Origin of the sequence: Streptomyces coacervatus (genome assembly GCF_029223485.1) — a bacterium.
Classification (GTDB): Bacteria; Actinomycetota; Actinomycetes; order Streptomycetales; family Streptomycetaceae; genus Streptomyces; species Streptomyces coacervatus.
In genome coordinates this window covers 107,874-131,564 of sequence record NZ_JARHTP010000014.1, presented here as the reverse complement: position 1 = coordinate 131,564, position 23,691 = coordinate 107,874, and the positions used below count along the sequence as shown (strand labels likewise).

Sequence of the window (23,691 nt, the reverse complement as noted above, 5' to 3'; positions counted from 1 at the left end):
TAGCATGGGCCCGTGCAGACGAGCCCGGCCCATGCGGCCCACCACGACGACCGCGAGATCGAGACGCTCGAGGACTTCGACGCGACCGTCTCGGCCCGCGGCACCCTCGCCGGATACCGCGTACAGGGCGTCGATCTGACGGACCGTACAAGGGAGTTGCTCACCACCGACACGGCTCAGGCCGTCTTCCTCGGCTGTCCGATGCGGGAGGACGCGGCGGCGAAGGTCCGTGCCGACGGCGCTCTGGTCTTCCCCCCGGTCCCGCATCTGCCCTTCGAGCCGTACCGCGGGCACCTCTACACGCCCGACGAGCTGTTCGCCTCGCTGGAGAAGGGGTACGAGGAGACCCCGGACGCCCTCGCCTACGCCTGGTTCCAGCGCACCAAGGCCGACGGCGACATATTCGCCTCGATGCTGCGTGCCGTCCACGACGACTCCGTCTCCGACGCCCTGGACGAACTCCTGCGCGGCGCAGGGGTGGTGGGCGTCATGGGCGGTCACGCGATGGCCCGCGGGACCCGGGCGTACGCCGGTGCGGCGCGCCTCGGCCGCGAGCTGAGCCGCGCCGGGTTCACCGTGGCGACCGGCGGCGGTCCGGGCGCGATGGAGGCGGCGAACCTGGGCGCATACGCGGCGCCGTACGACGAGGCCATGCTGGACGAGGCGTGCCGACTCCTCGCGAAGTCACCGTCGTTCACCCCCTCGATCACCGAGTGGGCACGGGCCGCGTTCGAGGTGCGCACCCGCTGGCCGAAGGGCAACCACTCCCTCGGCATTCCCACCTGGTTCTACGGCCATGAGCCGCCGAACGCCTTCGCGTCGCACATCGCCAAGTACTTCGCCAACGCCACCCGTGAGGACGGCCTGCTGGCCCGCTCCAACGCGGGTGTGGTCTTCCTGCCGGGCGCGGCCGGGACCGTACAGGAGATCTTCGACAACGCGACGCCCAACTACTACCAGTCGCGCGGCGAGCCGACGCCCATGGTGCTGGTCGACCGCGCGCACTGGACGGAGCGGCTGCCGGCCTGGCCCCTCTTGCAGTCACTCGCCCGGGAACGCTCGATGGAGTCCCGTATAGCCCTCGTTGACCGGATCGAGCAGGCTCCGGAGGCGCTGAAACGTCTCGGCGGTTAATAAGAGTGCAAAGCCAACGGCCCAGGTATGCCTACGCATTGACACTCCTTATCGAACGCTTATAAACCTTTGAGTCTCATGGGGAGTGTGAGGCTTCACCTCCACCGTCGCTTCACGTCCCTCGTCAACCCCCCGCAGTTGCGCATCCCGTGAAGGGCAAACGTGTCCATAACTCGCCGTACCGCACGTCGTTCCGTGCAGATCCTTGGCGTCGCCGCCGCCTCCTCCGCGCTCGCGCTGAGCGCCGCGGGCAGTGCGCTCGCCTGCAACATCAGTGAGTTCTCCGCCGAAGCCAAGTGCGACGGCAGCAAGGGCGTCATCACCGTCACCGACAAGGACGCCTCCGGTACCCCGGCGACCATCACCGTGTTCCTCGAGAACAACGGCGCCGACGCCAAGCAGGTCGGCGAGCAGGACGTCACCGGTTCCCGCGAGGGTGTCGTCGTCACCTTCAACGAGGACTGGGCGGCGAACGCCGAGTACCGCATCCACGTCACGGCCGGGAAGGACAAGGACCACCCGATCGTCGACAAGGACATCGACGGCAACCTGAAGACCCCGTCCGAGGGCTGCGCGAAGGACTCGCCGAGCCCGTCCCCGTCGGAGTCCGCCTCGACCCCGGCCGAGGAGTCCCCGACCCCGACCCCGTCGGCTTCGGAGAGCAGCACCGCCCCGGCGGACACCTCCAGCAACGCCCCGTCCCCGGCGGCCGGTGACTCGAACCTCGCCGAGACCGGTGCGAACTCCAACACCGGCCTGATCGCCGGTGTCGCGGGCGCGCTGGTCGTCATCGGCGGCGGCGCCGTCTACTTCGGCATGCGCCGTCGCGGGGCGAACAGCGGCCGCTGACGCCTCCCGCAGAACACCGTTGTGGCCCGTCCCCGTATCCCCGGGGGACGGGCCACAGTCGTCAGGGACGCACCCCTCAGCCGAGCACGACGATCTCGGCCGCGTCGAACTCCACGCCGACCTCGTCCCCGAGTCGCGGAGCGTCCCGCAGCGCCACCGCCGCCTCGATCCGCGGCGCGTCCTCAGGCTGTACCTGTACGGCGACATGGGTGCCCTTGAACGTGCGTGCGGCCACCGTGCAGCGCAGGCCCTCGTCGGCGGGGACGAGCCGGACGCCGGCGGGCCGTACCAGCAGCGTGTGCGTCCCCTGCGGGGCGTCCTGGGGCACCGGCACCTTGCCCCAGGGGGTGTCCGCGGCCTCTCCGCTCACCATCCCCTCGACCACGTTGTCGAAGCCGAGGAAGCGGGCCACGAACTCGTCCGCCGGCCGCTGCCACACCTCCAGTGGCGTACCGGACTGGGCGATCCGCCCGTCCCGCATCACCACGACCCGGTCGGCGAGCGCAAAGGCCTCGCCCTGGTCGTGTGTCACAGCGAGGACCGTGGTGCCCAACTGCCCGAAGAGTTCCCGGAGTTCGACGACCAGCCGCTCCCGAAGCGAGCGGTCGAGCTGGCCCAGCGGCTCGTCCAGCATCAGCAGCCGCGGGCGGGGCGCGAGCGCACGGGCCAGCGCCACCCGCTGCTGCTCTCCACCGGAGAGCGAGGCGACGGCCCGGCGGGCGGCACCCGGCAGCCCCACGAGATCCAGCAACTGCCGTACGTGCTCGTCCTGTTGAGGGCGGGACGCCCCGTGCATCCGCAGCCCGAAGGCGACGTTCCGGCCGACGTCCCGCTGCGGGAACAGCTGATGGTCCTGGAACATCAGGCCCACCCCCCGCCTGTGCGCGGGCACCCCCGACTGATCCCGTCCGTCGAGCAACACCCGCCCGCCGTCCAGGGGTTGCAGCCCGGCCACCGCCCGCAGCAGTGTCGACTTGCCGCTGCCGCTGGGCCCGAGCACGCACACGATCTCGTGTTCGGCGACATCGAGGCCGACGGCGTCCAGCACGGCCCGCCCGCCGAACCGCACGGTCGCGTCCTCAAGGCTCAGCAGCATCTAGAACTCCCCGCTCCGGTCGGTGCGCAGCCGCTCAAGGACCAGCAGCGCCACCGCGCACACCACCATCAGAATCGTCGAAAGGGCCATCGCCTGCCCGTAGTTGAGCTCGCCGGGCCGGCCCAGCAGCCGAGCCACGGCGACCGGCAGCGTCGGGTTGTCGGGCCGCGCGATGAACACGGTCGCCCCGAACTCCCCGAGCGACACCGCGAACGCGAACCCGGCCGCGACCAGCAGCGCCCGCCGCACCATCGGCAGATCGACCTCCCGCCACACCCGCCACGGCGACGCCCCGAGCACGGCCGCCGCCTCCCTGAGGCGCGCGTCCACGGCCCGCAGCACGGGCAGCATGGTCCGTACGACGAAGGGGGCGCCCACCAGGGCCTGGGCGAGCGGCACCAGAATCCACGAACTCCGCAGATCCAGCGGCGGCTTGTCCAGCGCGATGAGGAACCCGAAGCCGACCGTCACCGCGGAGACGCCGAGCGGCAGCATCAGCAGCGCGTCGAAGCCGCGGACCAGCCGGCCCGCGTCCCGGCGGGCCAGGGCCGCGGCGGCGAGACCGCCGACGACCACGGCGATGGCGGTCGCGGCGAGGGCGTACTGGAGCGAATTGCCGATCGCCTCGATCGGCGGCACCAGGAAGGTCCCGCCGTCGTCGTGCGTCAGCGCTCGGTAGTAGCCGAAGTCGGAGGCGCCGAGGGACCGCTGCACCAGCACGGCCAGCGGCAGCACGAGCAGGACGGCGACGGTGCCGAGGACCCCGGCCAGCAGCGCCCATTGCCCGGCCCCGCGCGGCCGCCGCGCGGTCACGGACGCATCCACCAGCCGCAGCGCGCTCTCCCGCCGCCGTACGGTCCAGGCGTGCACGGCGAGGATCGCGCCCACCGCCACGAACTGGACGATGGTGAGCACGGCGGCCGTGGAGAGGTCGAAGATCTCGGACGTCTGCCGGTAGATCTCGACCTCAAGGGTGGAGAAGGTCGGACCGCCGAGGATCTGCACCACGCCGAAGGAGGTGAAGGTGAAGAGGAAGACCATCAGCGCGGCGGCGGCCACGGCGGGCGCGAGCGCGGGCAGCGTGACCTTGCGCCAGGCGCTCAGGGGCGAGGCCCCCAGCATCCGCGCCGCCTCTTCCTGACGCGGGTCGAGCTGCCCCCACAGCCCGCCGACGGTCCGTACGACGACGGCGTAGTTGAAGAAGACATGCGCCAGCAGGATGGCCCAGACGGTGGTGTCGAGCCGTACGCCCCACCACTCGTCGAGCAGTCCCCCACGCCCGACGAGCGCCAGGAAGGCCGTACCGACGACAACGGTCGGCAGCACGAACGGGACGGTGACGACGGCCCGCAGCACTTGCTTGCCGGGGAATTCGAAGCGCGCGAAGACATACGCGCCGGGGAGCGCGACCACCAGCGTGAGCATGGTGGACGCGAGCGCCTGCCAGGTGGTGAACCAGAGGACGTGTCGGATGTCGGACTGCGCGACGACATCCGCGATCCGCTCGAACTGCCAGGCCCCGTCGACCTTGAGCCCGCGCGCCACGATCGCGGCGACGGGCCAGGCGAAGAACACCGCGAAGAACGCGACGGGCCCGGCCATGAGCCCCAGCCGCGCCGCGTTCCCCTGCCTGCGGGCCTTGCGCCGGGCTACTTCAGTACGAGCGAGGTCCACGACTTGACCCACTGGTCACGGTCGGCGGCGATCTTCGTCGGCGCCATGGTCTCGGGGTCCTTGGCCGGCTGCCCGTACTTCGTGAACTCCTCGGGCACGCCCGCTCCCTTGATCACCGGGTAGACGAACATGTTCAGCGGCATGTCCTCCTGGAACTCCTTGGTGACCAGGAAGTCGAGGAAGGCCTTGCCGCCCTTGGTGTTCGCGGCGTTGCTGAGCAGTCCCGCGTACTCGATCTGCCTGAAGCAGGTGCCGTACGACGTCCCGGTCGGCGCGGTCTTCGGCTTCGGGTCGCCGTAGATGACCTCGGCGGGCGGCGAGGAGGCGTAGGAGACGACGAGCGGCCGGTCCGCCTTGGCCTTCTTGCCTCCTGCGGACCCGGAGAACTCCTGGTTGTAGGCCTGCTCCCAGCCATCGACGACCTTCACACCGTTCGCCTTGAGCTTCTTCCAGTAGCCCTGCCAGCTGTCGTCGCCGTACTTGGCGGCGGTGCCGAGCAGGAAGCCGAGGCCGGGCGAGGAGGTGGAGGCGTTCTCGGTGACGAGGAGGTTCTTGTACTCGGGCTTGATCAGATCGTCGAACGACTGGGGCGGGGTCAGCCTGTGCTTGCTGAAGTACGCCTTGTCGTAGTTGACGCAGATGTCGCCGGAGTCGATGGGCGTGACCCGGTGCTTGTCCTGGTCGACGAGGTACTGGGACTGGATCTGCCCCGCACCCTTCGCCTCGTAGGACTGGAAGAGACCGTTGTCGAGCGCCCGCGAGAGCAGGGTGTTGTCGACGCCGAAGAAGACGTCGCCCTGCGGATTGTCCTTGGTGAGGATGGCCTTGTTGACGGCCTGCCCGGCGTCGCCGCTCTTGAGGACCCTGACCTTGTATCCGGACTGCTTCTCGAAGTCGGCGAGGACGCTCTTCGAGACCGCCCACGAGTCGTGGCTGACGAGGGTGACGGTCTTGGAGTTCCCGGAGCCCTCGCTGCCGGACGACGACCCGCACGCGGAGAGCGTGATCAGGCCGAGGCCGACCGCGGCGGCCACGAACGTCTTGGTGTGCAACGTCTTGGTGTGCAACATCTTGGTGTGCACTGAATTCCTCCTGGCTGACCAGGAAGAGACGCGGCCCTGCCCGGGACCGCCGGAGCATTCCACCGGCTCCCGGGCAGGGCGCAACAGCTTGAGTGAAGACCGAACTTCCTACCCAGAATGACCTGGGCAAGGTTCAGAGGGTCTGCGGCCTGGTTGCCGCACTCTCAGCGCTGTGGCGCTCCCCTGTCGGAATATGAAGATGTGTACGTACGGGCTCAGGCTACCGCTCGGTGGCCGCAAGCTGACCGCAGGCCCCGTCGATCTCCTGCCCCCGGGTGTCCCGGACGGTGACCGGCACCCCGTGCGCCGCGATGGCCTCGACGAAGGCCTTCTCGTCCTCGGGCCGCGAGGCGGTCCACTTGGACCCGGGGGTGGGGTTCAGCGGGATGAGATTGACATGTACAGGCTTGCCGCGCAGCAGCCGCCCGAGCCGGTCACCGCGCCACGCCTGATCGTTGATGTCGCGAATGAGCGCGTACTCGATGCTCAGCCTTCGCCCGCTCTTCTCGACGTACTCGAACCCGGCGTCGAGGACCTCGCGCACCTTCCACCGCGTGTTGACGGGCACGAGGGTGTCGCGCAACTCGTCGTCCGGCGCATGCAGCGAGATGGCCAGCCGGCACTTGAAGCCCTCGTCGGCGAACCGGTGGATGGCGGGCACCAGCCCGACGGTCGACACGGTGATGCCGCGCTGGGAGAGCCCGAGCCCGTCCGGCGCGGGATCAGTCAGCGCACGGACGGCCCCGACGACCCGCTTGTAGTTGGCGAGCGGCTCACCCATCCCCATGAAGACGATGTTGGAGAGCCGCGCAGGGCCCCCGGGCACGTCCCCGTCCCGCAGCGCCCGCATCCCGTCGACAATCTGATGGACGATCTCGGCGGTCGACAGATTCCGGTCCAGCCCGGCCTGCCCGGTGGCACAGAAGGGACAGTTCATCCCGCACCCCGCCTGCGAGCTGATGCACATGGTCACCCGGTCCGGGTAGCGCATCAGCACGGACTCGACGAGCGTGCCGTCGAAGAGCCGCCACAAGGTCTTGCGCGTCGTCCCCTGGTCGGTCGACAGATGCCGTACGACCGTCATCAGCTCGGGAAGCAGCGCCTCCTGCAACCTGCCGCGCGAACCGGCGGGGATGTCGGTCCACTCCGCCGGGTCGTGCGCATACCGCGCGAAGTAGTGCTGCGAGAGCTGCTTGGCACGAAACGGCTTCTCACCGATCTCGGCGACCGCTTCCTTGCGCTCGGCGGGCGTGAGGTCGGCAAGGTGCCGCGGCGGCTTCTTGGCTCCGCGGGGGGCAACGAAAGTGAGTTCTCCGGGCTTAGGCATAGCCATACCAGTGTCGCAGATCCCGTGGTGTAGCCCGCTCCACCATGAATGCGGGTGGAGGTTCCCTCGTGACGGCATGCTCCGCGCCGGGATCGTGGACGGTGCACAGCGCCACCAGAGCCTTCCAGGAGGGGACCGTCCCATGGCCGCCAACCGTCGTCGCACCACCGCCATCGCCACTGCCGTGACAGCCGTCGTACTGACCGCAGGACTGGTCACCGGCTGCAACCCCGATGCCCTCGACAACTCGGACAACTCGAACAACTCGCTGGACTGCGCGCGGAACTACGACACGATCGTCGACAGTCTCAAGGCGATCCACGAGGCCGGGTCGGCCGCGGCGAGCGACCCCTCGCGGACCGGCGAGTCCATCGAGACGATCGAGAAGAACCTCGACAAGATCGGTGGGAAGAGCGGTGGGAAGACGGACGACAGCAAGGTCGACAAGGCCGTCGCCGACCTGAACCAAGCCGTCGCCGACTACAACAAGGCCGTCCTGAACGGCGAGAACCCGGACTCGCGCAGGATCGACAAGGCGGCCGACGAACTGAAGGACGTCTGTGCCTCGTGAGGTGCCCGGCTAGGCGGTGGTGTGCTCCAGCTTGTCCTTGAGCAGCTGCTCGTTGCGCGGCAGTTCCTTGCGGACCTGGGGGCGTACGACGAGGGGCAGCAGGACCCTGCCGATGCCGTGTCCCTCGAATTCGAGGTCCATCGTCACGTGGGTACGGCGGCCTTCGTCGATGGGCGCGACCTCGCCGTGGAAGCGGCCCCTGATCGGGCCGTCGACCCCTTGCACGGTCCAGGCCCGCTGCGGTTCGTACTCGGTGCACTCCATGGTCATCGGAATGTCGCGGCGGCCCACGTGCCGGGTGACCCGGACCCGGGATCCGAGTCCGAAGGGGCGGTCGTCGAGCTGTTCGGCGGCGACCGCACTCAGCTGCCACTCCGGCAGATGGGAAGGGTCGATCATGTACGCCCAGACATCCTCGGGACGGCGGTCCACGTCGAACTCTTCATGGATGGCGGACATGGCGCCTCCTCTTCGGGAGATCCCCTTTGAGGGCTTACACCGGAATCGTCCCACTCGGTCGACGGCGACGCCATCGACCGAGCGGGACTTCCACAGCCGCCTGCCGGAACCGTCAGCCGGACCCGACGAACACCACAAGCAGAAGCCACGCGACCGGCGCCGTCGGCAGCAACGAGTCCAGCCGGTCCATGATCCCGCCGTGACCGGGGAGCAGCGTGCCCATGTCCTTGATGCCCAGGTCCCGTTTGATCATCGACTCGCCGAGGTCGCCCAGTGTGGCGCTGCCCGCCACCGCGAGACCGAGGAGCAGGCCCTGCCACCAGGAGCCGTCGTCGATCAGGAACTGCATGCACAGCGCGCCCGCCACCATCGCGAACGTCACCGCACCGAGCAGCCCCTCCCGGGTCTTGCCGGGGCTGATGCGCGGGGCCAGCTTGTGCTTGCCGAAGCGCCAGCCGACGGCGTACGCGCCCGTGTCGCTGACCACGGTGAGGAGCAGGAAGGTCAGGACGCGCCAGGGGCCGTCGTCGGCCGTCAGCATCAGCGCCACGAACGTCGCCAGGAACGGGACGTAGAACGCCGCGAAGACGCCCGCCGTGACGTCCTTGAGGTAGCCCTCCGGAGGCTCCGTCATGCGCCATACGAGCACTGCCAGCGCCGTGAGTGCCATGGCGACCCATGCGCCCTCGGGGCCCCGGACATAACCGGCGACGACCATCGCGGCGCCGCCGAGTGCCAGCGGGACCAGGGGCGCCTTGATGCCCTTGCGCTCCTGGAGCCGGCTGGTCAGCTCCCACAGGCCCACCACGACCGCGACCGCGACCACGCCGACGAAGACGGCCTTGACGACGAACAACGACGCGATGATCACCACACCGAGCGCGACACCGACCCCTATGGCCGCGCCCAGGTCACGGCCCGCGCTCTTCTTCTGCGGGCGGGGCGCCGGCTGGGGGGCGTCGGGCATGGGCTCCGGATTCTGCTGCGCCGCTGGGTGGGGCGGCGACTGCGGCGGCTGGTCGCGGAACAAGGGGCCGCTCAGCCGAGCGGCCCCCCGGTCGTCATCCTGGTCACCGCCGTACGCGGGTACCTCGGGCACGATGGGCATGGGGCGAGTCTGCTGCGCCTTGGGCGCATCGTACGCGGGACCCGCCGGGGCAGCCCCCTGGACATGCCCCTGCGCGGACGGCCCCCAGTACCCGGTCCCCGACCCGGTGTGTGGCGGCGCTCCCCAGGAAGAGTCGTTCATCAGACCTCGAGCAGCTCCGCTTCCTTGTGCTTCAGGAGCTCGTCCACCTGGGCCACGTACTTGTGGGTGGAGTCGTCGAGCTCCTTCTCGGCGCGGCGGCCCTCGTCCTCGCCGACCTCGCCGTCCTTGATGAGCTTGTCGATGGCGTCCTTGGCCTTGCGGCGCACGGAGCGGATGGAGACCCGGGCGTCCTCGGCCTTGCCCTTGGCGACCTTGATGTAGTCGCGGCGGCGCTCCTCGGTGAGCTCCGGGAACACCACCCGGATGATGTTGCCGTCGTTGCTCGGGTTGACGCCCAGGTCGGAGTCGCGGATCGCCTGCTCGATGTTGCGCAGCGCCGTCTTGTCGAACGGGGTCACTACCGCCATGCGCGGCTCCGGCACGGAGAACGAAGCCAGCTGGTTGATCGGCGTCGGCGCACCGTAGTAGTCGGCCACGATCTTGTTGAACATCGCCGGGTGCGCCCGGCCGGTGCGGATTGCGGCGAAGTCCTCCTTGGCGACCACGACGGCCTTCTCCATCTTCTCCTCGGCCTCGAGGAGGGTCTCTTCGATCACCACTTGCTCCTGCGTGTCTTGAGTAGGCCCGGCTGCTGTTCCATATGCGTGGGGGCGGCGGCCGGCTGCGTCGCGTCTTCTTCCTGCACGGTTCCCGACCGGCAGGACATTGTCCATCCCCCGGTCAGGGTCATCAGCCCTGGCTGACTTGGTCACCCACAAGCGTGCCGATCTTCTCACCCTTGACGGCGCGCGCGATATTGCCCTCCGCCAGGAGCTCGAACACGAGGATCGGCAGCTTGTTGTCGCGGCACAGCGTGACGGCGGTGGCGTCGGCGACCTTGAGGTCACGCGTGATGACCTCGCCGTAGCCGAGGGAGTCGAACTTGACCGCGTCGGGGTTGGTCTTCGGGTCGGAGTCGTAGACCCCGTCCACGCCGTTCTTGCCCATCAGCAGCGCCTCGGCGTCGATCTCCAGGGCGCGCTGCGCGGCGGTGGTGTCCGTGGAGAAGTACGGCATGCCCATACCGGCGCCGAAGATGACCACGCGGCCCTTCTCCAGGTGCCGCACGGCGCGCAGCGGGATGTACGGCTCGGCGACCTGGCCCATGGTGATGGCGGTCTGCACCCTGCTGTCGATGCCCTCCTTCTCCAGGAAGTCCTGGAGGGCGAGGCAGTTCATGACCGTGCCGAGCATGCCCATGTAGTCCGAGCGGGCCCGGTCCATGCCGCGCTGCTGCAGCTCGGCACCACGGAAGAAGTTGCCGCCGCCGATGACCACCGCGACCTGGGCGCCGTCCCGGACGACGGCCGCGATCTCGCGGGCGATCTTGTGCACCACGTCGGGGTCCACACCCAGGCCCCCGCCACCGGAGAAGGCCTCACCGGACAGCTTCAGCAGAAACCGGCCGCGTACTTTGCCGTCGTCGCTCTTCTGGGGCTTGGTGGTCATGGAGATCCCGCCTCTTTCACGTGTTGCACATACGAAGAAGGCCATTGCCGCTGGGGTGGCTTTTCGCATCCCATGCTCGGCAATGGCCTCCTCGTCAGATCTGCTGTCCGTCTCGCACGCGTGCGACACGGCATACGCCCGGCACGCTGACGACTGCACTCGACCTTATCGGTCTCGCGCGCCGATCGCGGTACGGACTCAGATGCCGACCTTGATGCGCGTGAAGCGCTTCAGGGTGACACCGGCCTCGTCCAGGACCTTCTGGACGGACTTCTTGTTGTCGAGCGCGTACGGCTGACCGAGCAGCGTGGCGTCCTTGAAGAAGCCGTTGAGGCGACCCTCGACGATCTTCGGCAGGGCGGCCTCGGGCTTGCCCTCGGCGCGGGTGGTCTCCTCGGCGACACGGCGCTCGGACTCGACGACCTCGGCCGGCACGTCCTCCTTGGAGAGGTACTTCGGCGCGAAGGCGGCGATGTGCTGGGCGACGCCCTTGGCGATCTCGGCGTTGGGCTTGTCGAGCTCGACGAGGACACCGATCTGCGGGGGCAGGTCGGGCATCGTGCGGTGCATGTACGCGGTCACGAAGCCGTCGGCGTACTGGGCGAAGCGGTCCAGGACGATCTTCTCGCCGAGGTTGGCGTTGGCCTCGTCCACGAACGCCTGGACGGTCTTGCCGGCCTCGATCTCGGAGGCGAGCAGCGCCTCGAGGTCGGCCGGGGAGGTCTTGGCGACGTGCTCGGCGATCGCGGTGGCGACGGCCTGGAACCTGTCACCCTTGGCGACGAAGTCCGTCTCGCACTTCAGCTCGACGAGGACGCCGGAGGAGTTGTCGTCGGCGATGATCGAGACCACGGCGCCGTTCTCGGCGGAGCGGCCCTCGCGCTTGGCGACGCCCTTCTGGCCCTTGATACGGAGCGCCTCGACGGCCTTCTCGACGTTGCCCTCGGCCTCGTCCAGCGCCTTCTTGCAGTCCATCATGCCGGCGCCGGTGAGCTCACGAAGCTTCTTGACGTCGGCGGCGGTGTAGTTCGCCATGAGTCTGTGAATCTTTCTCGAAGTCTGGAAGATCGAAGATCTACGGGGTCTACGGCCCCCATGTAGTCGGGGGCCGCTGACTCTCCGCCGACCTACGGGTGAACGGCGGGGGCGGACTGAATGTCGCCGCCCCCGCCGTCAACTCTGACGCTGACGGGTCAGGCCTGCTCGGCGTCCGCGGCCGGAGCCTCGGCGGCCGGAGCCTCAGCCGCGGGGGCCTCGGCAGCCGGAGCCTCGGCGGGGGCCTCAGCAGCGGCCTCGGCCGGCTTCTCGGCCTCGGCGGCGGGAGCCTCGTCGGCCTTCTTCTCGCCCTCGAGCAGGTCGCGCTCCCACTCGGCCAGCGGCTCGCCCGCGGCCTTCTCGCCCTTGTCGCCGGTGGCGACGCGGGAGCGGGAGATGAGACCCTCGGCGACCGCGTCCGCGATCACACGGGTGAGCAGGGTGACGGAGCGGATCGCGTCGTCGTTGCCCGGGATCTTGTAGTCGACCTCGTCGGGGTCGCAGTTGGTGTCGAGGATCGCGACGACCGGGATGTTGAGCTTCCGGGCCTCACCGACCGCGATGTGCTCCTTCTTGGTGTCCACGATCCAGACGGCGCTGGGCACCTTCTGCATCTCGCGGATACCACCGAGGGTCTTCTCCAGCTTGGCCTTCTCGCGCGAGAGCACGAGAAGCTCCTTCTTGGTCAGACCCGAAGCGGCGACGTCCTCGAAGTCGATCTGCTCAAGCTCCTTGAGGCGCTGCAGACGCTTGTAGACGGTGGAGAAGTTGGTGAGCATGCCGCCCAGCCAGCGCTGGTTGACGTAGGGCATGCCGACGCGGGTGGCCTGCTCGGCGATGGCCTCCTGCGCCTGCTTCTTCGTGCCGACGAACATGACCGTGCCGCCGTGGGCGACGGTCTCCTTGACGAACTCGTAGGCGCGGTCGATGTACGACAGCGACTGGAGCAGGTCGATGATGTAGATGCCGTTGCGCTCGGTGAAGATGAAGCGCTTCATCTTCGGGTTCCAGCGACGGGTCTGGTGACCGAAGTGGACGCCGCTCTCCAGCAGCTCCCGCATCGTGACGACGGCCATGGCCGTTCTCCTTGAGTTTCTCGGTTGTGCCGCGGGGGCCGGACGGCTCCCGCGCCTGACGCCCACATGCGCCGTGCCACAAAGGACCGAGGGGCGCTGACACCGGCTTTTGACCACCAGGTGTCGGGGCGTGCGAAGTCGACCCGGTGACCCGGATCGCCAGAAGAAGTGTACGGGACCCGCGAGGCACCGGGTGACGCCGCTGTCCACAACCGGGCAGTAGTCCACAGCTCCCGGCCATGATCGGCGGGGTTGCGGGACGGTTCTTGCATGCGAGCGAGGCGATACGTGCAGATGACGTGGGCGGTACTGCTGGGACTGACGTTGACCGTCCTGGCCCCTTGGGCGTGGGCGGACACCCCACCGCCACCACCGACACCGAGCCCACCGGTCCCGGCCGTCGGCCGCGCCTGGCCCGTGGGAACGCACCCCGATGTCCTACGAGGCTGGGAACCCCCGGCGACGGTCTACGGCCGCGGCCACCGGGGCGTGGACCTGGCGGCCCCGGCCGGAACACCGGTAAGAGCGGTGGCAGCCGGCCGCGTGTCCTTCGCGGGCCGGGTGGCGGGCCGGGGCGTGGTCTCCGTACAGCTGACGGACACGGACCTGCGAACGACGTACGAACCGGTGAAGGCGTCGGTGCAGAAGGGGGACGAGGTGGAGGCGGGCGAGGTGGTGGGGATGGTGGAACCGACGGACGGGCACTGCCCGGTCACGTGCGTGCACTGGGGCTTACTGAGGGGCAAGACCTACCTCGACCCACTGTCACTCCTACCACCGTGGCTACTGCACAGGGGCCCATCGAGGCTGCTGCCGGTACTGGGCGTACCACTGCCCTAGCCTGCGGGCAGTCGTGCCGCTGGGGCGGCTCCCGACCCAAAGTGAGCGGCACCCCGCAAGCGCGGCAAGCGAACCCACCTCCAGAGCAACCCAGACCGGCCTCAGCCGCGAACCCCCCGCAAAGCCATAGCCACGGCAGCCTCAGTAATCGCCGCCGGATCCTCAGCCGCCCCCAGCTCGATCCGCCGCACAGCCGCGTCGACAACCCCCTGCAACAACATCGCAGCCAACCGAGGCTCCGAATGCCCCATCTCCCCCAACGCCTCGACGATCATCGCGACAAGCCCCCCATGCGCAGCCCGGATCTTCTCCCGAGCCCCCGCATCCAACTCACTCGCTGAAATCGCCACAACAGCCCGATGCCGCCGATCCCCGACCAGCACCAGCTGCTGCCGCACATACGCCTCGACCTTGCCCTCGGCCGACCCCGCCCGCTGCATCGCCGCCGAGACCTCGGCAGCCCACACCGGGAAGTCGACCTCGCACAGCTCCTCGACGACGGCCGCCCTGGACCGGAAGTACTCGTACACGGACGACCGCGCCAGCCCCGTCCGCTCGGCGAGGGCCGGGAACGTCAGCGCCTCCGTCCCACCCTCGGACAGCAGTGACCGGGCCGCGTCCAGCAGGGCGGCTCGCTGCATCGACCGGTGTTCGGCCACGGAGGCCGCTCGAATCCTTGGCACGTCAACCACTTTACGGACGCACCACCCCCGACGGGAGTGAGTCGGGCCGCTCAGCGTCCGAAGCTCGCCAGCTTCGCCCGCAGCTGCAGCACCGACTTGGTGTGGATCTGACTCACCCGGCTCTCGGTCACACCGAGCACGTTCCCGATCTCGGCGAGCGTGAGCCCCTCGTAGTAGTACAGCGTGACCACGGTCTTCTCCCGCTCGGGCAGGGTGTTGATCGCCCGCGCCAGGAACCGTCTGAGCTCCCGGTCCTCGGCCACCTCCACGGGGTTGTCCGCGGCGGTGTCCTCCAGCGTGTCCATCAGACTGAGCCGGTCGCCGCCCTCACCCCCGACATGCAGCAGCTCCTCCAGCGCCACCACATTGGCCAGCGACAACTGGCTGAACACCGCATGGAGTTCATCCACGGGGATGCCCATCTCGGAGGCCACCTCCCCCTCCGACGGCGTCCGCCTCAGACGCGCCTCCAGGGTCGCGTACGCCCGCTCCACGTTCCGCGCCTTCTGCCGCACCGAGCGCGGAATCCAGTCCAGCGCCCTGAGCTCGTCGATCATCGCGCCCCGGATCCGCGTGATCGCGTACGTCTCGAACTTGATCTCCCGGTCGATGTCGAACTTCTCGATCGCGTCGATCAGCCCGAAGACCCCGGAGGAGACGAAGTCGGCCTGCTCCACGTTCGGCGGCAGACCGACGCTCACCCGGCCGGCCACGTATTTGACCAGCGGCGAGTAGTGCAGGATCAGCTGCTCCCGCAGCCGCTCGTCCCCCGTGTCCTTGTACGACCGCCACAGCTCGTCGAGCGTCGAGGGAGCGGGCGGCCGCACGCTGCCACCGTCACGGGCGGCTGGGGGGATCGCCGCCCGGTCGGACCCGGAGGTGTGCTGGGGCATTCGTCGCCTTGTGCCGTTCTGCCGTGAAGTGGGGGTGCCTGGGTGAGCTGTCGGTCTGATGTCGAGATGCCGGGCTGTGCCGGAATCCTCGTGAGCGTAGCGTGACTGGAGTGTCGCGGTGCGCGAAGGTCGGCGCGGATGGTGTGCGCAGATACGTTCCGCAGGGCGCCCCACGGGGTCACGGCGGTCGCTGTGCGTGACCTCCGGGGGAGGTCAACTGCGGGTATTTCCACAGGTGTCAGGCTTCCCCCGGACGGCCGAACACGCTCGGTCAGCATCGGCTCCGACCCCCGCGGACGGAGATCATCGCCTGGCGTGTCAACTTCCAGCCGTCGCCGTGTCGTTCGACGTAACCGAGTGATCGGAGTTCGTACAGTCTCGCGATCGCGTCGTCCTGCGTCGTCTGTGCACCCCGCGCGATCTCGCGGGGCGGCGCCGCCCCGCGGCCCGGCAGTGCGGCCAGGACACGCCGGGCGGCCGGCGCCAGCAGATCGCGGGGCAGCACGGGTCCGCGCCGGTCCGGAGCCAGCTCTCCCATGTCGCCGACCAGTTCGACGACTTCCGCCGCGTCGGTGACGAGCACGGCGTCGCCCCGCAGGAGTTCGTGCACTCCCGCGGAGAGGCCGCTGGTGGCGGGCCCGGGCACGCCCATCGTGTGGCGCCCCAGGCGCTGCGCCGCCCGTGCCGTGACCAGCGAGCCACTGCGGTGGGCGGCCTCGACGACCACGGTGCCCCTGGTCAGAGCGGCGATCACGCGGTTGCGGACGATGAATCTGCTCGGCGTCGGATGATCACCGGGCGGCAACTCCCCGATCACCAGTCCCTGTTCCGCGATCCTGTTGATCAACTCGGTGTGTCCGCGCGGGTAGGCCCGGTCGACCCCGCAGGCCAGCACCGCGACGGTGGCGCCGCCGGCGCCGAGCGCGCCTCTGTGTGCGGCTCCGTCGACCCCGTAGGCGCCGCCGGACACGACCACCCACCCGTGCTCGGCGAGCCCGGCGCCGAGTGTGGCCGCCATGTGCGCCCCGTACTCGGTGCATGCTCTTGCCCCGACGACGGCGACGGATCTGAGCGCCCACATCCGCAGACTGGGGTGTCCCCGGACCCACAGTCCCACTGGCCGCGCGTCCCCCAGATCGTCGAGCTGCCTGGCCCACTCTCCGTCCCCGGGCGCCACGAACCGCATCCCGGCCTCCTGTGCGACGGCAAGGTCCCGCTCCGGCTCGGCCTGGCCTGCCCGGTCCAGCAGCCCGGCCCACCGCTTGTCGGTGACGCCGACGAGCTGCGGCCCGCCGTCGCGCACCCGTCGCGCCACCTCCACCGCCCCGAGCTCCCGCAGCCACCGTCCGCCGACCTCGTCCCCCGGTTCGAGGACACGGCTGAGAAGGACACGGGCAAGCAGTTCGTCGCCCGGATCGTCACCGCCGCTCATGTCAGCGCCCCGATGGCCATGGGCACGCCGCGCGGCACGCCGGTACGCAGTTGCAGTGCCAGGGCGACGTCCGTCGCGTCGGGGCGGTCGTGGCCGACGAGGTCCGCGACGGTCCAGGCGACCCGTAGGACGCGGTCGAGTCCGCGGGCGGTCAGCACGCCCCGCTCCAGATTGCGTTCGGCCTCGTCCATCGCCCCGCTCGCGGCATGCCAGCGGCTGCGCAGCTCCCGCCCGGGGACTTCGCTGTTGGTCCGCCAGGGTGTGCCCACGAGCCGTGCCGCCGCCCGCTCCCTGGCCGCCCGTACCCGGTCGGCAACCGTGGCGGTGGACTCACCGCGGGCATCGCGCCGGGTCAGCTGGGCGCGGGTGACCCGGTCGACCTCGACGCGCAGATCGACCCGGTCGAGCAGCGGGCCCGACAGCCGCGCCTGGTAACGGCGGATCGCCGAGGGCGGGCACTCGCAGAAGTCGTCCATCTGCGAGAAACGGCCGCACGGGCAGGGGTTGGCTGCCAGCACCATCAGGAACTTCGCCGGGAAGCGCACGACACCCGCGCTGCGGGCGATCACGACGTGCCCGGACTCCAGGGGCTGCCGAAGCGCGTCGAGGGCGTGACTGCTGAACTCCGGGGTTTCGTCGAGATTTCCGACTGCCTTGCCGACCGGATGGCGTCTGACCTGGAACGATGCGTCACGTAGATGTTCGCGACGTGGTGCTCTCGATGCCGAGGGCGCTCTCGATCGTGTCCGCGTGGAAGCAGAGGGCTGCGCTGAACGCCTCGCTGGCTGGGTCAAGACCGAAGTGGGCTGCCAGGGCCTCCTCGACGGTCTCGTCGCACTCGTCGAGGAACTGTTCCAACTCTCGCAGCAGCCGTGCGAGCGAGGCGGCCTGGTCACGGTCAATGCGGATCGGGTTCGTCATGTCTGGTCCCGTTCAAGGAGTTGAGCTTCGAGGTCGGCGATGCGCTTGTCGGCGAACCGAAGGTTGGAGCGGGCGCCTTCGAGCCGTTCCTGCAGAGAGCGATGTTCTTGAGTGACCTGCTGAAGACGGCGCTTGAGGCTCGTGTTCTCGGTGACGAGTTGTTGGACGGACTCACCGGGGACCATCTGATCGAAGTCGCGGAGCCGCCCCATCAACTCACCGATCTGCTGCCGATCGGCGAAGATTTCCTTCTGTGCCCGGGTGAGTTCGGTCTCCGCATTGAGGGCGCGCTCGCGCCAGGACGCCTCGATCCGCTCGTGTTCCTCCTGCGCCTGCCGGTTATGTCGCGTGCGGCTGGCAGCTGTGGCGTTCTGGATGACGGACCGCGCCTCGGCGTTCTCGTAACAGAACGTGGCAGAGACCCCGGCTCGCTCGGCGATGGCTCGGACGGTGAGGCGTCCGCGTTCGCGGCGGAGTTGGCCGATCGCCGTCTCGACCTGGGTGAGCTTGTGCCGAGTCTGCTCGCGCCTGGCAGCGATGGCGGCCGCGGTGGATGTGGGGCCGGAGCTCATGCCGCCTCGCCGTCCTCGTCCTGGCGCGCGAGCTCACTGGCTCGGAAGGCAGTGCTCCAGACGCGTCCGAAGTAGTCCTGCGGGCGTCGCAGGTCGAGCGTGAGGGCCTCCTCGAGGAGACCGAGCGCGTCCAGGGCCTTCTCAAGACCAGCGATGGCGCGGGCGGTGGGTTCGAAGAGTTCGTGCATGTAGTCGGCAGTGGCGCTGTCGGGGGCCCCTTCGGCCACGGACCGCCATTGTTCGGCTTTCCTGCGCCAGTAGACGAGGTCGGCGCCGGAGAGGACGAACTTGTCGCAGTTGTGGCAGTCCAGGTTCCAGGGGCAGGCGTCGCCGTTCACCACGGGTTGGTAGGTGCAGAAGCCGCCCTCGGCGGGCGTGCTGCGGCGGTTGAGGTCGATGACGAGGGTCTCGGCCTGCGCGCGGGTCAGCGGCTCGCCGGCGGACAGCAGCATGCCCGGTTCCGGGGAGCCCGGTCCGCCGACCCAGACGATGGAGAGGGCGTCGTTGAGTCGGGGGTCGGTGTTGGCGATGTGGACGTAGTGCTCGGCCATCGCCTCGGAGACCTGGCCGAGGTACTTCTTGACGTGGGAGAGGTTCGCGCCGGCCTTCAGCAGGTTGGTGGCCAGGGTGTGGCGGGCCTGGTGGGGGACGCAATGAGCGATATCGAGTGTGTCCACCCACTCGCGGAAGCAGTTGCTGAACCAGCTGTGGCTGACGGCCTTGCGCATGTGGCGGTTGGCGGTGCGACGCGGGAAGAGAGCAATCTCGAGCCGTTCCAGTGCGGTGGGCGGCCGGCCATGAGCCTGGGTGAACCGGGCGACGGTCTTGGCCTGCCGCTGTTCGATCCGCAGATAGAGCCACTCCGGGATCCGGATGCCCTCGTCGAAGTTGCCGACCTTCGTCTGGTCGTGCCAGAACATCGGGATCTTCTTGAGGCGGCCGATGCACTCCAGACGGACGCCCGAGACCTCGCTGCCGCGGCGGCCGGTGAGGACCAGGGCCTCCCAGATATCCCGCAGCCCGCGGTCGTCTTCGTCGAGAGCTTCGAGGCCGCGCAGGTTCTCCTGGGCGGCGAGTGCGCGGGCGACGTCGTCGGGGAAGGGGTTGCGTCGTCCGGACGGGGAGCCGCCGTAGGGGACGACGGTGATGAAGCCGCGGTCGAGGCCGATGCTCTGGGTTGCGCCGGTGTCCATCCCGTCGCGCAGGATCCGGCGGATGCCGTTGAAGCTCGCGGAGACGGTGCCCTTGGTCACGACCGTGGGGCGGCTGTCGCGACTGCGTTTGTTGGAGTGAAGGCCCAGGGACAGAAGCCCGTGTTGGGCGCGGTGCCGTTGGTCGGCGATGAAATCGACCATGTGTGACTTCGTCAGCAGTGTCGGGTCGTGGCCGCCCTGTGGCGCCTCTGCCTCAAGGTAGGCGGACAGTTCCAGGCAGCCGCGACGATTGTGGTCGAAGCCTCCGCGGCTGCGAGGCGGGTCGTTGAGGAGCCGGTTGCCCATGTGATCCCAGAGCAGGTCCCGCAGCCACCGTTGAGAGACGCCTGTCAGGTCGAAGTGGCTGCCGCTTTCGGGAAACCGGACGCCGAAGTGATCGGTCTCGAGGAAGCCCGCGTCCTTGGTGTCCTCACGGGTGAAGTAGACGAGCCGGAGGTAGTCCAGCATCTTCTTGGCGATCATTCGCGGATGCTGTCTGCAGGCGTCGAGGTCGAGGTCGGCCAGCGAGTTCACGTCCTGCTCGCGGCAGTCGTCGGCCAAGTGCTGGATCCAGGAGAGAGGCCAGCGGCCGCCCTCGGCGTATTCGTGAGCGTGACGGAACATCGTCCACTGGATCTCGGCCTTCACCAGCGGACGCAGGCAGAGCAGGCTGACCTTCCCGTAGGCCCGGTTGGCCGGAGGCGTCGTGCGGCACCACTCGTCGAACCGGGCCTTGTCGCCGTAGGTCGCCGGGATCACCGTCGGCGTTGCCCCGGGCTTCCACCAACGCGAGAGCGGGAAGGCGGCTTGGGCCGCTCCTGGGCTCCCCTCGCGCCGGTAGCGGCTGAGGTGCCGGCGGCAGAGGCCCACCGGGTTGTCCGCGAGTTCGGGGCAGGGCCCGACGCGGCACTGCCCGAAGCAGGCGAACGGTGCCTCCTGGCCGAGCCAGGCATCGAAGTCGAAGCCCTCGGTGCCGAGACCCTTCTTCTGTCGGTAGCTGGTGACCTTCGACCACCGCTGTGCGTGGAGGAAGCACAGCCCGTTCGCGGCCCAGGCCGGGACTTCGGGGCAGATCAGGCAGGCTGGCGCCCGGAGCCAGGCCCGGGACTTCTGCGGCTCGGCGACGCGGAGGAAGTCGTTGATCGACTGCCCGGCGTCGCGCATCTGCCGCCACTGCCGCGTGTGGAACTGGCAGTGGTCGTAGCCCGGTTCCCGGGGACACCCACAGTCCTCTAGGCAGCACATCCACCCGTAAGTGGGGTGATCGGGCGGTGCGTCGATGACGTCGTCGCGAAGAAATGCCTCGAAGGTCGGCGCCGCCATCAACGCGGTGAGGAGTTCGAGGCGGTCGCCCGTTGTCCGTGTCGGTGCGGGGCCGGCCGGGACGAGCGGCAGCAGCTTAAGCGCGGTCACTCGTCCTCACCCCAGACGGTCTTCAGGGCCTGGGTGAACTCCGGGGAGTGCAGGTCAGGATGTCCGTAAACCTCGTCGACCATCTGGGCCGACGCCCAGTTCCCGGCAGCCTTGGCGACGAGCGGGTCGCCGTCGGAGGCGTCCATGACGTCGTTGGTGAACTGGTGCCGGAATGCTTTCGGGGTGATCCTGCCGGGCAGTTCCGCCCGGCGGCCTGCCCGTCGCAGCATGCCCCGGGCCGCGTCCGCGGTCCACGGTTCGCCGATGTGCGGCCCGGCCAGCTGGATCAGCAACATGCCGTGCCCCGTGGCGTACTTCGCGTACTCCGTCGTCATGTACTTGAAGTAGCTGCTGATCATCGCGGGGCTGACCCGGTAGATCTCCCCCTTGGTGACCACGCCGTCGACGGTCTCCCAGTCCGGTTTGATCTTCGCGGCGGCCCGGTTGGGGTTGCCCCACCGATGGCAGACGTGCAGGTGAGGGCTCTTGCAGTCGCCGCAGGGGGCGTTCTCCCGCAGGTGCAGGTCGGCCAGGTGCAGTCCGGTGAGCCCGCCGATCCGCAGGCTTGAGTCCGAGAGCCAGGTCACCACCATCTCGTCGCGAGCGGTGTTCACGACCTCGATCAGCTCCGGGCGGGCCTGATCCGGGAGCATCTTCGGATGCCGCCGTCGAGACCCTCCCCGGGGCGTCAGTGGATTGGCCGCCACCGACGTCATCGTGTGTCCCAGCAGAGCACGGTTCCGGTCCGCCCGGGTCGGCAGACGCCTCACGGAGAGTGCCGTCGCGAGCTCCGGGTTGATGCCCTTCTCGGCGCATTGGTGCAGGTAGAAGCCTTTGAGCACGGTCGCCGCGACCCGCAGAGCCGACGTGCCGTACGGCTTCTTCGGTGGCGTCCGCCAGGGCTGTCCCCAGGGCATCGGCACCTTCGCCCCGACGGCGCCCATGTACCGCTGCAGATCCAGCAGTTGCACGGTCTCGGTGGTCAGCCCTTCGCGGACCCGCCACCGCAGATGGTCAACGAGGCTGTACGCGAGCGTCCTCTGCGACCCACTGCCCTCGTACGGCCTCAGATAGCCGTCGGCCTCCTCCTCGACGGCCCCGTCCGGCCACACGATCGTGTACGACCACCCGCCGCCGACCCGCTTCATGGACTGGACCCGAAGGTCCCCCAAGACCATCCCTCTTCGCACCCGACCTCCCCGCCGCACGTCCACTACACGGCGTAGAGGCTTGCCATGATCGGTAAGTAAGAACGTGACCAGGCCAGAGACCGCTCCAACGAGTGATACGCACACACTCAGGGCGGTCGGAAAAGTCGAGAAAGAGAATCCCCCGATGGGACAGCGACACGGCCCCGGGCCGCGCAACGCCGGGACCACCGCCGACGAGCGCCTGCATCGTGGCCGAGTGGTGCGGGGCGCAGTAGGGGGCGACGTCGATCAGGGGCTTGCCCGGCGGCAGCAGGCCGGCAACCGAGTGCACCGCAGTGACCTCCAGCGACTCCTGCCTGCTGAGCCGGGGCAGGATGGCGGGCATCCGCTCCGCGAGCATCGTCTTCCCGGCGCCGGGCGGGCCCTCCAAAAACAGGTGATGGCCGCCCGCCGCAGCGACCTCCACCGCCGTCCGCGCCGAGATCTGGCCCACCACATCGGCGAGGTCATGGGCCGGGTCGTGCTGTGCTGCGCCCAGGCTGTGCATCCCGGTGGCCGCGCCCGTGCCGGGCACCCGTAGACCGGCAAGGAGCGGATCGGGCCGGCCCTCCTCCGCCGGTTCCTCGTCGGGCACGGGCTCGTCCGCCAGGACGGCGATCAGCTGGCGCAAGCTGCGCACGCCCAGGACGGACACGCCGGGCACCAGCGAGGCCTCGGCGGCCGCGCACTCGGGCACGACCACCTGCTCGTAGCCGGCGTCCGCCGCGGCCAGCACCGCCGGCAGGATGCCCCGGACGGGCCGGACCCGGCCGTCCAGGCCCAGTTCCCCGATCATCACGATGTCGGCGAGCACCCGAGGGTCGATCCGCTCACAGGCCCCGAGTACGGCGCAGGCGACGGCCAGATCGAAGCCGCTGCCCGCCTTCGGCACCGATGCCGGGCTCAGTCCCACCGTGAGCTTCTTCTGCGGCCACTCGGCGCCCGAGTTGACGACCGCAGCCCGTACCCGGTCCCGGCTCTCGCTCAGGCTCTTGTCCGGCAGTCCCACCAGCGTGAACGCCGCCACTCCCGGCTCCAGATCCGCCTGGACCTCGACGACCACACCCTCGACGCCGACCAGCGCCACCGAGCACGTACGCGCGAATCCCATCAGGCCACCCCCCGCGCGTGCTCGACCACGGGTGCGCCGCGCTCGGGGAGCAGGACGCCCACCAGGTCGATGCGGACGCCGCCCGGCGGGGCCCCTCCGTGTTCCTGCGCCCAGCGTTCCGCCAGATCGCGCAGGCGCTGAGCCTTCGTCGGCGTGACCGCGGCCATCGGGTGCTGGAAGGAGCCCGCCCTGCGGGTCTTCACCTCACAGATCACCAGGACGTCTCCGTCCCGGGCCACGATGTCGATCTCACCCGTCCTGCCGGAGCGCCAGTTGCGCTCCAGGACGGTCATACCGGCGTCCGCCAGCCGTCGCGCGGCCAGGTCCTCGCCGTATTGGCCCATCGCCCTGCGTTGTGCGTTGCGTGTACTCATGTCGGCACCACCTCCGGCGCCAACCGTCACGCATCGCGCCCAACCAAGTGGATCTTGGTGGACTACTC

General features: G+C 69.4%; 22 protein-coding genes and 2 pseudogenes. 4 read left to right on the top strand and 20 right to left on the bottom strand.

The window, feature by feature from the left end:
• Positions 1-12 precede the first annotated feature (12 nt).
• Both P2Q00_RS31330 and P2Q00_RS31325 read left to right on the top strand, forming a co-directional pair.
• A complete protein-coding gene (locus P2Q00_RS31330; RefSeq protein ID WP_275776645.1) occupies positions 13-1,134 on the top strand; it encodes an LOG family protein in 1,122 nt (373 codons plus the stop codon).
• 195 nt (positions 1,135-1,329) lie between these two features.
• Positions 1,330-1,983 (top strand): LAETG motif-containing sortase-dependent surface protein, encoded by a 654-nt coding sequence (locus P2Q00_RS31325; RefSeq protein ID WP_275776643.1) that lies wholly within the window; start codon positions 1,330-1,332, stop codon positions 1,981-1,983.
• Positions 1,984-2,059: 76 nt separating this feature from the next.
• Here P2Q00_RS31325 and P2Q00_RS31320 read toward each other — a convergent pair whose 3' ends face one another.
• The 4 genes from P2Q00_RS31320 to rlmN all read right to left on the bottom strand — a co-directional run bounded on the left by P2Q00_RS31320 (position 2,060) and on the right by rlmN (position 7,162).
• Entirely contained in the window at positions 2,060-3,079 is a 1,020-nt protein-coding gene (locus P2Q00_RS31320; protein ID WP_275776641.1) for an ABC transporter ATP-binding protein, read from the bottom strand.
• Positions 3,080-4,681 (bottom strand): ABC transporter permease, encoded by a 1,602-nt coding sequence (locus P2Q00_RS31315; protein ID WP_275776640.1) that lies wholly within the window; start codon positions 4,679-4,681, stop codon positions 3,080-3,082.
• 47 nt (positions 4,682-4,728) lie between these two features.
• Positions 4,729-5,823, bottom strand: coding sequence for a thiamine ABC transporter substrate-binding protein (locus tag P2Q00_RS31310; protein WP_425579608.1), 1,095 nt, complete (start codon positions 5,821-5,823; stop codon positions 4,729-4,731).
• A gap of 232 nt (positions 5,824-6,055) precedes the next feature.
• Positions 6,056-7,162, bottom strand: coding sequence for a dual-specificity RNA methyltransferase RlmN (gene rlmN, locus P2Q00_RS31305; RefSeq protein WP_275776639.1), 1,107 nt, complete (start codon positions 7,160-7,162; stop codon positions 6,056-6,058).
• Between the two features lie 142 nt (positions 7,163-7,304).
• Between rlmN and P2Q00_RS31300 the strand changes: the two genes are divergently transcribed.
• Positions 7,305-7,733, top strand: a complete 429-nt coding sequence (locus tag P2Q00_RS31300; protein WP_275776638.1) for a hypothetical protein — start codon at positions 7,305-7,307, stop codon at positions 7,731-7,733.
• A 9-nt stretch (positions 7,734-7,742) separates the two neighbouring features.
• Here P2Q00_RS31300 and P2Q00_RS31295 read toward each other — a convergent pair whose 3' ends face one another.
• The 6 genes from P2Q00_RS31295 to rpsB all read right to left on the bottom strand — a co-directional run bounded on the left by P2Q00_RS31295 (position 7,743) and on the right by rpsB (position 13,001).
• A complete protein-coding gene (locus tag P2Q00_RS31295) occupies positions 7,743-8,192 on the bottom strand; it encodes an SRPBCC family protein (RefSeq protein ID WP_275776637.1) in 450 nt (149 codons plus the stop codon).
• Between the two features lie 112 nt (positions 8,193-8,304).
• Positions 8,305-9,441 (bottom strand): phosphatidate cytidylyltransferase, encoded by a 1,137-nt coding sequence (locus tag P2Q00_RS31290; protein WP_275776636.1) that lies wholly within the window; start codon positions 9,439-9,441, stop codon positions 8,305-8,307.
• The gene (frr, locus tag P2Q00_RS31285) at positions 9,441-9,998 is read right to left on the bottom strand and encodes a ribosome recycling factor (RefSeq protein ID WP_030943211.1); all 558 of its coding nucleotides are present in this window, start codon (positions 9,996-9,998) and stop codon (positions 9,441-9,443) included. Before frr ends, P2Q00_RS31290 begins: the two co-directional genes overlap by 1 nt.
• 133 nt (positions 9,999-10,131) lie before the next feature.
• Positions 10,132-10,890, bottom strand: a complete 759-nt coding sequence (gene pyrH / locus P2Q00_RS31280) for a UMP kinase (RefSeq protein ID WP_275776635.1) — start codon at positions 10,888-10,890, stop codon at positions 10,132-10,134.
• 198 nt (positions 10,891-11,088) lie between these two features.
• Positions 11,089-11,925, bottom strand: coding sequence for a translation elongation factor Ts (gene tsf, locus P2Q00_RS31275; RefSeq protein ID WP_275776634.1), 837 nt, complete (start codon positions 11,923-11,925; stop codon positions 11,089-11,091).
• Between the two features lie 158 nt (positions 11,926-12,083).
• Positions 12,084-13,001: a 30S ribosomal protein S2 gene (rpsB, locus tag P2Q00_RS31270; RefSeq protein WP_275776633.1), complete on the bottom strand. Its 918-nt coding sequence runs from the start codon at positions 12,999-13,001 to the stop codon at positions 12,084-12,086.
• Between the two features lie 270 nt (positions 13,002-13,271).
• Between rpsB and P2Q00_RS31265 the strand changes: the two genes are divergently transcribed.
• Positions 13,272-13,841, top strand: a complete 570-nt coding sequence (locus P2Q00_RS31265; RefSeq protein ID WP_275776632.1) for a murein hydrolase activator EnvC family protein — start codon at positions 13,272-13,274, stop codon at positions 13,839-13,841.
• Positions 13,842-13,942: 101 nt separating this feature from the next.
• On the opposite strand, the gene P2Q00_RS31260 is transcribed toward P2Q00_RS31265, so the two are convergent.
• The 10 genes and pseudogenes from P2Q00_RS31260 to P2Q00_RS31215 form a co-directional block, all read right to left on the bottom strand.
• Positions 13,943-14,500, bottom strand: a complete 558-nt coding sequence (locus P2Q00_RS31260; RefSeq protein ID WP_275776848.1) for a TetR/AcrR family transcriptional regulator — start codon at positions 14,498-14,500, stop codon at positions 13,943-13,945.
• Between the two features lie 74 nt (positions 14,501-14,574).
• Positions 14,575-15,417 (bottom strand): RNA polymerase sigma factor WhiG, encoded by an 843-nt coding sequence (whiG, locus tag P2Q00_RS31255; protein WP_275776631.1) that lies wholly within the window; start codon positions 15,415-15,417, stop codon positions 14,575-14,577.
• 271 nt (positions 15,418-15,688) lie between these two features.
• A complete protein-coding gene (dprA, locus tag P2Q00_RS31250; protein WP_275776630.1) occupies positions 15,689-16,849 on the bottom strand; it encodes a DNA-processing protein DprA in 1,161 nt (386 codons plus the stop codon).
• Positions 16,846-17,490 (bottom strand): annotated as a pseudogene (locus tag P2Q00_RS31245) (ATP-binding protein); the annotation flags it as partial. The pseudogene P2Q00_RS31245 and the gene dprA, both read right to left, overlap by 4 nt.
• A gap of 49 nt (positions 17,491-17,539) precedes the next feature.
• Positions 17,540-17,770: a hypothetical protein gene (locus tag P2Q00_RS31240; protein ID WP_275776628.1), complete on the bottom strand. Its 231-nt coding sequence runs from the start codon at positions 17,768-17,770 to the stop codon at positions 17,540-17,542.
• Positions 17,767-18,342, bottom strand: coding sequence for a DUF6262 family protein (locus tag P2Q00_RS31235; RefSeq protein ID WP_275776626.1), 576 nt, complete (start codon positions 18,340-18,342; stop codon positions 17,767-17,769). The genes P2Q00_RS31240 and P2Q00_RS31235 overlap by 4 nt, the downstream gene beginning before the upstream one ends.
• A complete protein-coding gene (locus P2Q00_RS31230; RefSeq protein WP_275776625.1) occupies positions 18,339-20,948 on the bottom strand; it encodes a tyrosine-type recombinase/integrase in 2,610 nt (869 codons plus the stop codon). The genes P2Q00_RS31235 and P2Q00_RS31230 overlap by 4 nt, the downstream gene beginning before the upstream one ends.
• On the bottom strand, positions 20,945-22,096 hold the full coding sequence (locus P2Q00_RS31225) for a site-specific integrase (protein ID WP_275776624.1): 1,152 nt from the start codon (positions 22,094-22,096) through the stop codon (positions 20,945-20,947). Before P2Q00_RS31225 ends, P2Q00_RS31230 begins: the two co-directional genes overlap by 4 nt.
• Positions 22,035-23,249: pseudogene (locus P2Q00_RS31220) on the bottom strand (YifB family Mg chelatase-like AAA ATPase); the annotation flags it as partial. The pseudogene P2Q00_RS31220 and the gene P2Q00_RS31225, both read right to left, overlap by 62 nt.
• Positions 23,249-23,653 (bottom strand): YraN family protein, encoded by a 405-nt coding sequence (locus tag P2Q00_RS31215; RefSeq protein ID WP_275776623.1) that lies wholly within the window; start codon positions 23,651-23,653, stop codon positions 23,249-23,251. The pseudogene P2Q00_RS31220 and the gene P2Q00_RS31215, both read right to left, overlap by 1 nt.
• Between the last annotated feature and the right edge of the window lie 38 nt (positions 23,654-23,691).